This is a genomic window from Limnobacter sp., assembly GCF_043511195.1.
Classification (GTDB): domain Bacteria; phylum Pseudomonadota; class Gammaproteobacteria; order Burkholderiales; family Burkholderiaceae_B; genus Limnobacter.
This window is the reverse complement of sequence record NZ_CP121330.1, coordinates 2,173,163-2,187,652: the sequence shown is the minus strand read 5'-3', so window position 1 is coordinate 2,187,652 and position 14,490 is coordinate 2,173,163. Positions and strand designations below refer to the sequence as shown.

The window sequence follows — 14,490 nt, the reverse complement described above, 5'->3', positions numbered from 1 at the left end:
AAAATGAAGCCCAAGCCATGAGCACCTTCAAGCACGACAAGCCGACGCACGGCCTCAGCACAGAAATTGTTCATTCCAAACCGGTCAGTACCGAAGGGTTCTCGGCGTTGCCTGTGCCGCTTTACCGTGGCTCCAGTACCTTTTTTGAAAGCACGGCAGCACAACGCGCACCCGTGAACCCGATTGGGCTGGACTACAGCTATGGCCTGCACGGCAACCCCACGCAATACACCCTGGCCAAGAAACTGGCTGAAATTGAGGGTGCCATGCATGCGCTGGTGTGCCCGTCCGGGCTGACAGGTATTGCGCTGGTGGCGCAGGCCTGCCTGAAAACTGGCGACCATTGGCTGATTCCCGAGAATGTGTACGGCCCCGTGCAAGCCCTTGCGCGAAGCCTGCATGCAGACTACGGCATTGAATTCACTGAATATGACCCCTGCAATGCCGCAAGTGTGGCCGCTGCCCTGCAAACCAATACCAAGCTAGTGTGGACCGAAGCACCGGGTTCGCTTACCTTTGAAGTACCCGATCTACAAACCATTGTGGCTTTGACAAAGGCCCACGGCGCGCGCACTGGCATTGACAACACCTGGGCCGCAGGAATTGCCTACAAGCCTTTCGAGCATGGTTTCGACTTCAGCGTACAGGCCCTGACCAAATACCAGTGTGGTCATGCCGATGTATTAATGGGTGCGGTGTTAAGCAACAACTCCAGGGCGTTTACCGATTTGGAACGAAGAAACCGAATACTGGGCCTGGGTGTGTCGCCGGCCGATTGCGACCTGGTACTGCGTGGCCTGCTCACCCTGCCTTTGCGTTATCGGCAACAAGCCGAAAATGGCTTGCTGGTGGCCACCGAGTTAAAACAGCACAAGGCAATTGCACGGGTACTGCACCCAGAATTTCCTGAATGCCCCGGCCATGAATTTTACAAACGCGACTTCACGGGTTTTGCCAGCATTTTTTCCGTGGTACTTCAATCGCATTACACCGACGAGCAAGCCTGCAAAATCATCGATAGCCTGAAACTGTTCAAGATTGCCTACTCGTGGGGGGGACCTGAAAGCTTGGGATTGGTCGTGAACGTGGCGGACAGTCGCAAGCGCTACCTGCTCGATGCAAATGGCCAATGTGGACCAATCTTGCGACTGGCGATTGGGTTGGAGGATCCGAACGATTTAATTGCTGATTTAATGCTGGCTCTGGATGCTGCGTAAGATTCGCAGCATCCGAGAACCTGAACCGCTTACTCTTTCACACAATCCACGAAGTAACTGACGTTGCCCTGATCGTCTTCAATTCCGACCAAACCATGAATATCAGTTTCAAAACCGGGGAATTGTTTGTTGAAGTCACGTGCAAAACGCAAGTAGTCCACAATCGTGGCATTGAAAATCTCGCCAGGAATCAACAGCGGAATACCTGGCGGATACGGTGTCAACAAGGCTGAAGTAATACGCCCTTCCAGATCATCAATTGCGACACGTTCAATTTCACGGTGCGCCACTTTTGCATACGCATCGGCAGGTACCATGGCGGGCTGCATGTCGCTCAAATACATTTCAGTCGTCAAACGCGCCACATCTTTCTTGCGGTACATGTCGTGAATGGTGTTGCACAAGTCCCGCAAGCCCACTCGCTCGTAGCGCGGATTCGCCTGACAAAACTCAGGAATCACACGCCACAGTGGCTGATTCTTGTCGTAATCGTCTTTGAACTGCTGCAAGGCAGTCACCAGCGTGTTCCAGCGGCCTTTCGTAATGCCGATGGTGAACATGATGAAGAATGAATACAGACCCGTTTTTTCAACAATCACGCCGTGCTCGGCGAGGTACTTGGTGACGATAGACGCGGGAATGCCAGCGTCGGAGAACTGACCATTCACATCCAGCCCCGGGTTCACAATAGTCGCCTTGATCGGATCGAGCATGTTGAAACCATTGGCCATTTTGCCAAAGCCGTGCCAGGTGTCGGTGGTGTGGATCAGCCAGTCGTCGCGCGGGCTCATGCCCTCCTCGCTCAACACATCCGGGCCCCACACTTTGAACCACCAGTCGTCGCCAAACTCCTCGGCCACCTTGCGCATGGCACGGCGGAAATCCAGCGCTTCCATAATACTTTCTTCGACCAAAGCGGTGCCGCCTGGCGGCTCCATCATGGCGGCCGCCACATCGCAGCTCGCGATAATCGCGTACTGCGGGCTGGTGGAGGTGTGCATCAAATACGCTTCGTTAAAAATGTGCCTGTCCAGTTTACGGTTTTCACTTTCCTGCACCAGAATTTGCGAAGCCTGCGACAAACCAGCCAACATTTTGTGAGTTGATTGCGTTGCAAACACGAGTGAATCTTTGGTGCGCGGGCGGTCGCGACCAATCGCATGCATGTCTTTGTACATGGGGTGGAAACTGGCGTGCGGCAACCGGGCTTCGTCAAAATGCAAAGTATCAATTTCAGAGCCCAGCACTTCCTTGATCATTTCCACGTTGTACAAAACACCGTCGTAGGTACTTTGTGTAATCGTCAAAATACGGGGCTTTTTGTTTTTGGCTTTGCTGGCAAACGGATGGTTTGCAATTTTCTTGGCAATGCTTTCAGGCTTAAACTCGTCCAGCGGGATGGGCCCGATGATGCCCAAGTGATTGCGCGTGGGCGTCAAAAACACGGGAATGGCACCGGTCATGGTGATCGAATGCAGAATCGATTTGTGGCAGGTGCGGTCTACAACGACGATGTCGCCAGGTGCCACGTTGGCATGCCACACCATTTTGTTGGAAGTCGATGTGCCGTTAGTCACGAAGAAACAGTGATCGGCATTAAAAATTCTAGCGGCATTGCGCTCAGAGGCAGCTACCGGGCCAGTGTGATCAAGCAATTGACCCAATTCATCCACGGCGTTACACACGTCGGCACGCAGCATGTTCTCACCAAAGAACTGGTGGAACATTTGCCCGACCGGGCTTTTCAGAAACGCAACGCCGCCCGAGTGTCCAGGGCAGTGCCAAGAGTAGGAGCCATCTTGCGCGTAGTGCACCAAGGCGCGGAAAAACGGAGGCGCCAATGAATCCAGATAACTTTTGGCTTCACGGATAATGTGACGAGCCACAAATTCCGGAGTGTCCTCAAACATGTGAATGAAACCATGCAATTCTTTCAGGATTGCATTCGGAATATGCCGCGATGTACGCGTTTCGCCGTACAGATAAATTGGGATATCTGCATTTTTGAAGCGAATTTCCTGCACAAAATTATTCAGATTTTGCAGTGCGTCCTCGAGCTCTTTTTTGCTACCCAAGCCGAACTCTTCATCGTCAATCGACAAGATGAACGCGCTGGCCCTGCTTTGTTGCTGGGCAAATTGGGAAAGATCGTGATAACTCGTAACTCCCAATACTTCAACGCCCTCTTTTTCGATGGCGTCTGCCAGGGCGCGAATGCCGAGACCAGATGCGTTCTCGGAGCGGAAATCTTCGTCAATAATGACAATTGGAAAACGAAATTTCATTAATCTTCCTGTGATCGGGGTTCAACACAAAACAAGGCTGCATTATCCACTACGCAGCCCCCTGTTCCAAGCCCTATTGTCGCGCATTTATCCCTCCATGTAGTGACTTCACGGAAATGTCATCTGGCACGGGTTCAATAGACAACTTTCCTGCTTACTTGCCCTTCATGCAGATCAGTTCATTGACGGCTTCGCCCAGCCAGTTTACGCAGCCACAGGCACCGTTTCGACCGGCGCGCAACATCACTAAACGTCTTGACCAATACCTCAACAGTTTCGACATGGGCTTTGAACGCATTGCCAAGGTACGCGCCGAAGTTCTGGGTGGAACAAATCGTATTCATTCGTTTGACAGGGCTTTGGTATACCCCGAGCAATACAAAAGCCGAAGTATTCGCGCATTGATCCACCTGGCCAAGCACACCGAGGAAATGGCGGAGGGGTTTGCAGATATTTCAGGCCTGGCCGAGCGGCTGACCCGGAACCTGATTTCTTCCGGCGAGAAGTCTGACATGGCATTGGTCATTGCCTCTGCAGTCGGTCGAGTGATCTCGGGTCAGCTCAATTTAGGGGGCATGGCTGTTCACAAAGTGGCCGGAGCATCCTTGTATGCCATGTCATCAATCTTCAGCATTGCCGCACTGGGCATGATTAAAGCCGGGTTGGGGGCACGCAGAACGGATTCTGAATTAGAGCAAGCCAGAATGAAATCCAATTTTGATTCAAGCGCTTACCTGATCGTTGCCAGAAAATTGATTGCCGCCAAAGAGTTGTTGCTCGACAAAATACTTGAAAGAGCCGGCGAACCGACAAACCGGCATCGTTGCGCGATTCATGGCTGGGTTAAATACATGTCAAGACACAAAAGCTCAATTCCGCCACACATGCACTCCAGACGCAAAGGCAACTGCAACTATATTTGGCAAAATCTTCATCAATACGGTCCGGTCACCCGTTCGCTGATGCATGTGGCCTACGGCACGTTTCAGGGCATCAACAAATTGCTCGTCTCCTATGACAAACACATCGGAGTAGCGATTGGCAATTATTTGTTGAGCAAGAAAGTTGGCGGGGTACTGGGATGCCGCCTGGGGATGACCGTGTCAGTGGGTAGCGCCGCCGCTGTGTCGGTGCCTTTGTCGCCGTTCATCATTGGTATTTCCACTGTGGGTGCAATTGCCTGTGGAGTGGCTTTGCTTGCGCTTACTTTGGCCAAGTTGAATGTTCGGCTTACCCATGACTGGAGAGGGAACATTCAACGGCCGCTAGGCAATCAGGTTTTTGGCAGGGTCACACCGACTTGACCTTGATACTTGCCACCCCGGTCCCGGTAAGACGTTTCGCACACCTCGTCACTTTCAAAGAACAGCACCTGGGCACAACCTTCACCCGCATAAATTTTGGCGGGCAATGGCGTGGTGTTTGAAAACTCGAGTGTGACGTACCCCTCCCATTCAGGCTCGAACGGGGTGACGTTGACGATAATGCCGCAACGCGCGTAGGTACTTTTTCCGAGACAAATGGTGAGTACATTGCGGGGAATGCGGAAGTATTCAACCGTGCGTGCCAATGCAAAGGAATTGGGCGGGATAATACAGACATCACCTTTGAAATCCACAAAGCTTTTCTCGTCGAAGTTTTTGGGATCGACAATGGTGCTGTTGATATTGGTAAAAATCTTGAACTCGTCTGCGCAGCGAATATCGTAGCCGTAGCTGGATGTGCCATAAGACACGATTCTTTTGTCATCCTCGTAACGAACCTGGCCAGGCTCAAAGGGTTCGATCATCCCTGTGCTCTCAGCCATTCTGCGAATCCACTTGTCCGATTTAATGCTCATGCTCACTTTGCTTTAATGAAGTTCAATAGCCGAAATGTTACATGAGACAAGACATTACTAATTCATTCCATCGAGAATCTCGGTTAATTCCTGCATGACAGAATTGGCCAATGCATCAAAAAAGACCTGGATCAAATTGGCCATTTGAGCACCAGTTACCCCTTGAAGTGGCAATTGCATCAGAAACTCGAGGTTTTCGGTGTCCATGTTAATACCCACTTGGTACTGAAAATCGAGCACATGGACCATGGCATGTGCTTCTGCCAAAAAATGCAAACAGATTTCGGCTGAACTCGGCTCGTTCATGTTGTACAAGGGGAATGCCATAACCACCCAACGTGCGTTTTGCGACTCACCTGGGCGAAACGACAACTCAAACTGTTCCTTTTTGGCCATGATTACGCCCAGGCCATCAAACCAGCGCATACCGGCCAGACCAATTGCCTCGTGCAGCAGACTCGCCTCTTCGGCGGAAAAACCGGATTCCATGCGAGGGGCAACAGATCGCTCTGATGGGGAGCGAGGGGCTTGATTTTTATTCATGAAGTGAAGCGACTCAATTAGGTGGACATGTATTGAGTAGACTTGAATCGCGGAAGGTTCCTTGCAGGGCTTGCGTCAGACCAGCAAATGATGCCGCGAAACTTCCTGCGAAATTGCCGTAACCATGTTCCCGGATTCTGCGAGATGCCCTGTATCGGGCAGTTCTATCAAGGTAGCGCGCAAAACAATTTCCGAAAGAAGTCTTGAACCGCCCGGCGGACAGACCCGATCATTCATGCCTTGAATGATCGACAAGGGCCATGTGGCCTGCGCAACACTTGACAACAGTGAATCGAGATCCGAGGGAGACAAAAAGCAGTTATGCCTCAAAAAGTGTGCTTGCAAGCGATATTTGCGCACCAATGCAAGCTCTTGAACATCGCTTAAAAAAGGCCTTTTGTTGTCAAAATCGCCAGACCTGCCAAGAAGCAAAGCCGTTTCAAGTTTATTCCAGGCCACCGAAAGCTCTAAAAGGTGCTCAGGGGTAGCCACCTCAAAGCACTCGCAAACAAAGTCGGTTCGGGCACCGGGGCCAAAATATTCAGCAAAATAGTCTGGTGCAATTCTCTCGAGTGACTCGAAAAAAGCATCGACACGCGGGCGCATGGGTAAAAACGGAGCGCGCAATACCACGCTGGCCACTTGATCGGGGCGATAGGCAGCAATCGCCAAAGCCAGGGTGCCACCCCAAGACCCACCTAGAATATGAAACTTCGGGATATTTAATCGATCAGCAACTTCGAGCGCGTCGTCTACAAAACGCTGCAAATCAATCACGCTGAGGTCTAAATCTTCACTTAAACCGCTGTTGCGCTGATCAAAACCGAACCACGGTAAACCAGCAAATCGAATTGGTGCCACATGGGAAGCCCCAAGGCTTCCGCCGGGGCCACCATGGAGTACAAGCCAGGGAATTTGCCGGGCGCTATCGGCAAGCTGCCGGGCAATGCCCTGCTCTGCCCACACAGCAAGATTGCCCCCCGCATCAAGAACCACTTGCGGGGTCGACCATACACCAGCCAACCCCGCCTTTGGCGCGGGGCCGGCCACTTTCTGAAAGGTCAGTTCGTCTTTAGGCACATCAGCCCCCAAGGCGCCTTGGCAATTACAACTTAAGTGTTTTGCACCACAATCGACGGGAACTTCAAGGACATGTCTTTGGATTGCTCTGCAATGCGAATAGCCACTTTGCGTGCAATTTCCTTGTAAGTTTTCGCCAAATCGCCATCGGGATCGGCCACCACCGTGGGTTTGCCCGAATCAGCTTGCATGCGAATTCGCATATCCAACGGCAAACCACCCAGGTAATGGATGTTGTAATCCTTGGCCATTTTCTGACCGCCACCTTCACCAAAAATATGCTCTTGGTGACCGCAGTTTGTGCACACGTGAATGGCCATGTTTTCGACCAATCCGAGAATGGGCACACCCACTTTCTCGAACATTTTCAGGCCTTTGCGGGCATCCAACAAAGCAATGTCTTGCGGAGTGGTCACAATGACTGCACCGGTCACGGGTACTTTCTGCGACAGGGTCAATTGAATGTCACCGGTACCTGGGGGCATGTCGACGATGAGGTAATCCAGGTCTTTCCAGTTGGTTTGCTTGAGCAGTTGCTCCAGCGCGCTTGTTACCATGGGCCCACGCCAAACCATTGGCGTGTCTTCATCAATCAGAAAACCAATTGACATGGCTTGAACGCCATGACCTTCCATGGGGTCGATAATTTGACCATCGTCAGACTGCGGGCGACCGGTAATACCCAGCATGGTTGGTTGTGAGGGGCCATAAATATCGGCGTCCAGCATACCAACACGTGCACCCTCGGCCACCAGTGCCAGGGCCAGGTTGACTGCCGTGGTGCTTTTGCCCACGCCACCCTTGCCCGAGGCCACCGCAATGATGTTTTTTACATTGGGCATGGGCTTCAAGCCACGCTGTACCGCGTGGGTTTGAATTTTAATGGTCGCATTCACGCTCACGTTTTCCACGCCGGGAACCTGGGCACGCACAGCAGCAATGGCCGCTTTGCGCAAACCATCTAGCTGGCTTTTACCGGGATAGCTCAACTCCAACTCAAAACTGACATCGCCACCGTCTACTTGAATGTTCTTGATCAGTTTGGCGCTGATGAAGTCTTTGTTCAAATTGGGGTCAATGACACTACGCAATGCATCGCGTACGGTGTCGGTACTCACTGACATACACACTCTCCTCGAATCTTGTCTGGTATGGTCTTTCTATATATAGGCGTGAGTCTAGCCTGTTTTTCACACAGCAGGCTTACACCCAATGGAAAGCCCAGCGTTCTAATGATTGTCGTTTACCCTAAAGCTATTAATTTTCTGGGCACTATCGTCAATTTCTATGACTTGAGCGTCACACCAACTTTTTTTGTGCACATCTTGATAGCATTGCGACACAAAAAATTCAAATGTTGCTGGAGATCCTGAAATGAAAACTTATGTTTGTATCGTGTGTGGCTTGATTTATGACGAAGCCGCCGGCATGCCCTCGGAGGGTATTCCTGCTGGCACGCTGTGGGCAGATGTTCCAGCAGACTGGCTTTGCCCAGACTGCGGCGTTGCAAAAAGCGATTTTGAAATGGTCGAGGTATAAGCAATTACCATTTGGCGTAATGGTCCTCGCACCATCCACTCAAGCCATTCAATGAATACGTGGCACCTGTTTCTTTCAATCTAACGGTGCCATTGAATTCTCCAAAGCACTGATTGAACCGACTGGCCAGCACCAACAGGTTTCGATGGTCGTCAATGCTACCTTTGGGCGTAAATTGCAAATCGACTGCGCCACACTGTGAATACACACGCCAAGGCGCGTGAACATCGTCCCTGTCATACTCAAAAAGCACCAAAGGCAAATTATTCAATTGCCCATTCACCCAAAGCACATTCTCGTGCGCGCTGGTTTCGTTCACACCACGCGCCACATTCAGCGAAAGCAATGGCTGCCCAGGCGCCGCACGCCCGCTGGCACAGGCCCAGTTCCAGAACGTTTCGCGCCGAAGAAAGCCCGCTGTCCAATCGTGGTAACAACCGGCTTTTTCTGGATCGAGTGTGTAGTCAACACCATTCAAATGGACATGGCCTGTTATCGCCCCACCACTGTTTTTCTGGGCATAGGCAAAGCCTGTGTTGGCAATGGGCGTATTCAGGGCAAGAGTTTCTGATTCCTTGCAATCAATCGACAAATGGCCGTGAAAGGTATCGCCAAACCTGAAATTCAGTTCGCGAGAAGTTTCCGTGCGCACAGCCAATACTTGATGATTTTTCTTGAACGGATGAGTCCAGCTGCTTTGCCCAATCGGCTTGTAATCACTTTGAAAACCAAAGTCCAAAGGCAGATCGAACTGGATCCGATGCAAGCCTGTTGCAGTGTGCAGGTATGCAAAAGTTGAATTCAACATACCCAAGCGAACCATGCCACACCCGAAGGTGAAACCATCACCCAGCGCGCCATGGAAATCAAAGTGCTTGAACAGGAAACGGCGTTGCCAGGCCATTCGTTTTGCGCCCATGGCATTGCGTGCATCGTAGTGCTGCCAGTTGATACAACCCGGCAAATTAGACAAGCGCCCCCAAGTTGGCACGCCTTTGGCATCAATCAGATCCATAAACAAAATCGGGCAAGTTAGACTTGCCCGATTCTGTCACGTTTTGCCTCCCGCTAGAAAGGCGAATTCACTGCAAAGCTTTTAATTAAACTGGCAAACCACCACCAATTGCATCGGTAATGATGGCTGGGTCCAGCATGCTGGTAATCGGTGCCAAGGGCGAATCTGCTGCCATGCCAAGCAAGGGGTCGAGCGCGGCATCCAAAGGCGTGCCGGTTGTACCACCACCACTGTCACCGCCGCCTGCACCACCTGCTGCATCGGCCAATGGGCCAAGTACCGCATCCAAAGGTGTGCCTGTGGGGCCGTCTGTTTCACTGCCGCCTGAACCACCTGCTGCATCGGCCAATGGGCCAAGTACTGCATCCAACGGTGTGCCAGTGGGGCCGTCTGTTTCACCGTCGCCTGAGCCACCCAGTGCATCGCCAAGCATTCCCAGGCCGTCTGCCAAAGGCTCGGATACAGCGGCCAGGGGCGTGGCTGCCAATGCATCAAGTACCGGATCCACTACAGCATCCAAAGGCGTGCCGGTTGTGCCACCGGTGTCGTCGCCACCGTCTGTGCCGCCGTCTGTACCACCATCACCGTTGTCGCCATCGCTATCACCAACAGTTCCACCACCAGTGGAATTGGTCGGGCCTGAACCTTCGTCATCGCTGGACGAAGCCAACAAACCAAGACCTACAGCGCCAGCGCCCACTGCCGCGGCGGTGCCACCCAAAGAGCCTCCGGCCAACAAACCGCCTCCGAACAAACCAAACATGCCGCCTTCAGCACCCGCTTGGTTTACACCTTACAATTCGACAAGTTCAGCAAAATCAGGATCCAGATTTGCAATGGTTACGCCATCGTCAGACAGCGCCTCAAAAACAAGGGCAGTTTGTCCATTCTTTAATGTGGTGTCGGCAATCACGCTACCGGTGGGAGCCACCAGCAAATTGCCAATTGGCTCGCCATAGCTGTTGGACAACATGATGGATGCACGCCCGGAATCGCTGGCCGTGATCACATCGCCAGCCTTGATCGAATCACCAGCTGCCAATGAACGGGTCTCGCCATCACGCATAATGCTGACAGGGCCTTCCAACTCATTGACCGAACCAATTACCTGTGTGGACATGTCGCCTCCAAAATTTTTAAGTGTGAGTGTTGTCGAATTTGTAAGTAATACTCTGACAACGTCGAGGCGGATTCAAAACCAGGTTTATTTACAGCAGAACCACCAATACTGCCGCCAACAAGGCGCCCCAAAACCCACCGATCAAAGGCATCATCCACTCGTATCTGGAAAATACCGGTCGCAAGGCTTTCTCGAATTCCATGGCAGGTAAACCCGAGAGCCTCTCAACAATCACTTCTTCAATTCTCAAGACATCGTTTAAGTAAACCCGGGCAGCCATCAAATGGGCTTCCAGTTTGCTTGCAAATATTTTTGCGGCATCCCGCTTGATGGCAACCCACTGCTCTGCCCCCAGAATGGTTACCAGCAAAGGTTTTATCCCACTGGATTCCAGATCCATGACACGCTGCACATGGTAATCAATCAGCGATGACAAATTTTTTGCATTGGGCCCCCGGCAAAGTGACAACACAATGTTTTCTGTGGTCAACACCTCGCGTGCTGCAGTTTGCGCAAACAATTCAGAGATGTGTTTTTGGTCGCGAAAAAAGAAACCAGTGAACTTGCCCAAACGAATGGTGCCGTGATCCGGATGAAAAAAAAGACTTTCCAGCGCAAGCTCATTGGCCAGCGCACCGAGCACAATACCCACCACGATCAGCCAATACCATTGAATATTGAACAGCGAAATTCCTGCCAGCAAAAGGCCAACCACCAAACCGGCCACCAGCGAGAAGCGGATCAGGTAAGCCATGGGGTCTTTGCCCGCGCTTTTAAACAGATCAACCACCAAATAGGGCCTGCTGGTGACCACGTCCAGCACCAGTGTTTTCAGGCTGAGGTAATAGGCAGGTTTCTTTTGTAAATCCAGAATGATTTGCTTGGCCACTTCAGGCACGATGCCGCGAATTCTGAAAATAATGGAATTCTGCAAAAAGCTGGGCAGGCTTTCCCACAACGTGGGTTTGTGCTTTAGCATCACCTCGCGACAAGCCAGGTCGGCCGTCTCTTGCATGGGTGGAGTCAGGCGATCAGACATGCCCTGCGCGGGAATACGTTTGATCATTTCGTCCAAAGGCAACAGTTTGTGCGTCATCAGGCGCACAGCAATTTCAGCCATGACCGACTTCTGGTGCGGCACAAGCCCCTGCCAGCCCAAACCTTCAAGACCCAACTGGTGGAGTCCAAGCGTTCTGAACAGCGGAATGCGCCAACCTTTGAATTCTTTGGGATTGAACATCAACCAAAGTGCGGCTGCCTGAAAAAACCAGGCCAAAAAGAGCCCGGTGGCTGCCATGGCCAAAAAAATCGCCCAGACCGGCAGGCCCAAATCGAGGAAGGGAAAATCCAAAACGATCATCCTGAAGTAATTATTAAAATAATTGATCTAATTTCAATCCACTGAAGGACATCCATAGGTCGTTATACTGGCGAACGAGACAAGACAGATTAGAGAAAGCCGTCCAAAAAATATATCGACGACTATATATCTTTATACTTTACCAACAAAAAATAAGATTCTAAGGGGACGCCTTTCATGGATTGGGCAACTATTTACGCTGACATTCAGCAGAACTACCTCTTTTACCTTTCAATCCCTGTAGTTGCCGCCATTCTTGGTTACGTCACCAAAATCGCCGCGGTCAAAATGATGTTCTACCCCATGAAGTTTGTGGGCATCCCGCCATTCTTCGGGTGGCAAGGCATTGTGCCGCGCAATGCGCTGCGCATGGCATCCATTGCAGTCGACACCATCACCACCAAATTGGTATCAGTCCATGAAGTGGTTTCCAAACTGGATTCCGAGCGTTTGGGCAAAGAGCTGGAAGGCCCTGCAATGGAGGTCATCGAGACCATCATTCGCGAGGTAATGTCCAAACATCAGCCTCGACTTTGGGAAAGTCTGCCGAACTTTGCGCAGAAAAAACTGATTGACCGTGTCAAGAAGGATGTTCCCGGCGTCATTAGCAGTGTGATGGAAGACATCAAGGGCAATATTGATCAAATCATTGACTTGAAGGCTTTGGTCATTCGTATCCTGATGAAAGACAAACACCTTCTGAACCGAATCTTCCAGGAAGTGGGTCGTGAAGAATTCAAGTTCTTCGGTGTATCCGGCTTGTACTTCGGCTTCATGATTGGTGTGGTTCAAATGGTGCTTTGGGTACTGCTGAAAGAGCCATGGATTTTGCCCGTGTTCGGTTTCCTGGTTGGCTTTATTTCCGACTGGATCGCGCTGAATATTCTGTTTGAACCCAAAAAGCCGATTCCGTTTGGTTCGTACACCATTCAAGGCCTGTTCCTGAAACGCCAGCAAAAAGTAGCGGCTGATTACGCGAAAATCATCGCACGCGATATTTTGACCCCTCAAACAATCATTGGTGAAATGGTTGCGGGCCCACTCTCGGAGCGTGTCCAGAAAATGGTTGATGAACGTGTGCGCGAGATGGTGGACAGCAAGGCCAGTATCGTGAAGCCTTTTGTGGTGATGGCCGTGGGCGCAGAGTCTTTCCAGCGCATGAAACAAGACACCTCTGAAATGTTGATGGCGCGCTTGGCCGATGTGATCATGCACGCTGAATCCTATGTACAAACCTCACTGGACATTGAAAACGTGGTGGGCAAAAAGATGCAGGCCATGACACCACTTGAATTTGAAGGGTTGCTGCGCCCTGTGTTCAAGCAGGAGGAATGGATTTTGATCATGACAGGTGCCATTTTGGGTGGCCTTGTGGGTGAAGGCCAACTGATGGCGATGATCAAGATGGGTATTATTTAAACCCTGCGCATGTTGAAACAAAAAACCCGGCAATGCCGGGTTTTTTTATGGGCTCACAGGCCTGAATCAGACCTGCACCCGGGCTTTGGCCAAGCCCGGATTTTCTCGGCCGGTTTCCGCAAATTCCACAAACTCAGACACACAATTGGCCACCCACTCGGAATGACTTTGCACAACCCAGTGCTGTGCATCGATATCCCTGCGCCAGACATTGTGGGCATAGGGATAACAAGACTCTACCAAGGCTGTGGTTACAAATTTGTCATTGGTGGGCACCAACAATTGCACAGGTACCTCAGTTTGGCGCAAACGTGGATTGCTGATGCGTGGCAGCATGTTGGCGCGGTACAGGTTAATACCATTCACACCATCTTTACGCTGTGTCGGGTTGGCTTCGTGTTCAACGCCTTCCATTTTTTTCACAATACCCGGCCAGGCCTTGTCCAAACCCAGTTTCCAGGCGGTAGGTGCCAGGAATGGCAACTGAAAGGCATACACATACCAGGAATGCATCAACTGCCCCATGACATTGCCCAAAGCTTTGCGATTGTTGGCAGTAAAGCTATTGCGCATCCACATCCCGATGTGGTCAAGACACGGACCGGAAATACTGGTGTAGCTCGCGATTCGGGACTTCAATCGATGGTCAGTCACACTTTCCCAGGTTTGAATGGAGCCCCAGTCGTGAGCAACCAGGTGCACGGGCTGCGTCGGGCACACTGCCCGCATAACAGCCTGCAAATCTTCAGACAACTTGTTCAGTGAATAATCCCACATCCAGCCCGGTTCAGTTGATTTGCCACAACCACGCACATCGTAGGTCACCACATGAAAATGGTGCTTCAGAATATCCACAACAGGATCCCAAACGGTGCTGGAATCGGGGTAGCCATGCACCAGAATAATGGTGGGGTTGTGGGGCTCGCCATGGCTGGTCACAGCCAGTGCCACGTCGCTTGAATGCACAACCATTTGACTTGTCTGCCGCTGCTTTTCGTTTGTCTCTGTCATGGGTGTTGCCCTTATTGGATGTTGTTGTGGTGTACTTTCGACTCCACTTTATAACCCCCAT

Annotated in this window: 14 protein-coding genes; 4 read left to right on the top strand and 10 right to left on the bottom strand. The window is 51.3% G+C overall.

All coding sequences use genetic code 11. From position 1 onward, the window contains the following. Positions 1 to 17: 17 nt before the first annotated feature. Entirely contained in the window at positions 18 to 1,217 is a 1,200-nt protein-coding gene (locus tag P0D43_RS10405; RefSeq protein ID WP_341236404.1) for a PLP-dependent transferase, read from the top strand. 29 nt (positions 1,218 to 1,246) lie between these two features. Here P0D43_RS10405 and P0D43_RS10400 read toward each other — a convergent pair whose 3' ends face one another. After that, entirely contained in the window at positions 1,247 to 3,502 is a 2,256-nt protein-coding gene (locus P0D43_RS10400; RefSeq protein ID WP_394672374.1) for an Orn/Lys/Arg decarboxylase N-terminal domain-containing protein, read from the bottom strand. A 116-nt stretch (positions 3,503 to 3,618) separates the two neighbouring features. Between P0D43_RS10400 and P0D43_RS10395 the strand changes: the two genes are divergently transcribed. Further along, positions 3,619 to 4,806 carry a hypothetical protein gene (locus P0D43_RS10395; RefSeq protein ID WP_394672373.1) on the top strand — a complete coding sequence of 396 codons (1,188 nt, stop codon included), beginning with the start codon at positions 3,619 to 3,621 and terminating at the stop codon, positions 4,804 to 4,806. On the opposite strand, the gene dcd is transcribed toward P0D43_RS10395, so the two are convergent. From dcd to apbC, 4 genes are all read right to left on the bottom strand, one after another. After that, a complete protein-coding gene (gene dcd, locus P0D43_RS10390; RefSeq protein WP_159570099.1) occupies positions 4,776 to 5,342 on the bottom strand; it encodes a dCTP deaminase in 567 nt (188 codons plus the stop codon). The genes P0D43_RS10395 and dcd overlap by 31 nt on opposite strands. A 57-nt stretch (positions 5,343 to 5,399) precedes the next feature. Beyond that, positions 5,400 to 5,831: a hypothetical protein gene (locus tag P0D43_RS10385; protein WP_159570097.1), complete on the bottom strand. Its 432-nt coding sequence runs from the start codon at positions 5,829 to 5,831 to the stop codon at positions 5,400 to 5,402. Between the two features lie 129 nt (positions 5,832 to 5,960). Next, positions 5,961 to 6,965: an alpha/beta fold hydrolase gene (locus P0D43_RS10380; protein WP_341236406.1), complete on the bottom strand. Its 1,005-nt coding sequence runs from the start codon at positions 6,963 to 6,965 to the stop codon at positions 5,961 to 5,963. 32 nt (positions 6,966 to 6,997) lie between these two features. Next, complete coding sequence (gene apbC, locus P0D43_RS10375; protein ID WP_159570094.1) at positions 6,998 to 8,089, bottom strand: iron-sulfur cluster carrier protein ApbC; 1,092 nt, start codon at positions 8,087 to 8,089, stop codon at positions 6,998 to 7,000. Between the two features lie 250 nt (positions 8,090 to 8,339). Between apbC and P0D43_RS10370 the strand changes: the two genes are divergently transcribed. Beyond that, positions 8,340 to 8,504 carry a rubredoxin gene (locus tag P0D43_RS10370; RefSeq protein ID WP_040513190.1) on the top strand — a complete coding sequence of 55 codons (165 nt, stop codon included), beginning with the start codon at positions 8,340 to 8,342 and terminating at the stop codon, positions 8,502 to 8,504. 4 nt (positions 8,505 to 8,508) lie between these two features. On the opposite strand, the gene P0D43_RS10365 is transcribed toward P0D43_RS10370, so the two are convergent. From P0D43_RS10365 to P0D43_RS10350, 4 genes are all read right to left on the bottom strand, one after another. Then, positions 8,509 to 9,519 carry a DUF2804 domain-containing protein gene (locus P0D43_RS10365; protein ID WP_341236407.1) on the bottom strand — a complete coding sequence of 337 codons (1,011 nt, stop codon included), beginning with the start codon at positions 9,517 to 9,519 and terminating at the stop codon, positions 8,509 to 8,511. A gap of 85 nt (positions 9,520 to 9,604) precedes the next feature. Next, on the bottom strand, positions 9,605 to 10,282 hold the full coding sequence (locus P0D43_RS10360; protein WP_394672372.1) for a hypothetical protein: 678 nt from the start codon (positions 10,280 to 10,282) through the stop codon (positions 9,605 to 9,607). A gap of 30 nt (positions 10,283 to 10,312) precedes the next feature. Continuing rightward, positions 10,313 to 10,639: a hypothetical protein gene (locus tag P0D43_RS10355; protein WP_394672371.1), complete on the bottom strand. Its 327-nt coding sequence runs from the start codon at positions 10,637 to 10,639 to the stop codon at positions 10,313 to 10,315. A gap of 88 nt (positions 10,640 to 10,727) precedes the next feature. Next, complete coding sequence (locus tag P0D43_RS10350) at positions 10,728 to 11,990, bottom strand: hypothetical protein (RefSeq protein WP_341236409.1); 1,263 nt, start codon at positions 11,988 to 11,990, stop codon at positions 10,728 to 10,730. A 186-nt stretch (positions 11,991 to 12,176) separates the two neighbouring features. Here P0D43_RS10350 and P0D43_RS10345 point away from each other — a divergent pair, with 186 nt between their 5' ends. Then, a complete protein-coding gene (locus P0D43_RS10345; protein ID WP_341236410.1) occupies positions 12,177 to 13,418 on the top strand; it encodes a DUF445 domain-containing protein in 1,242 nt (413 codons plus the stop codon). A 66-nt stretch (positions 13,419 to 13,484) separates the two neighbouring features. On the opposite strand, the gene P0D43_RS10340 is transcribed toward P0D43_RS10345, so the two are convergent. Beyond that, positions 13,485 to 14,429, bottom strand: a complete 945-nt coding sequence (locus tag P0D43_RS10340; protein ID WP_341236411.1) for an alpha/beta fold hydrolase — start codon at positions 14,427 to 14,429, stop codon at positions 13,485 to 13,487. Positions 14,430 to 14,490 lie beyond the last annotated feature (61 nt).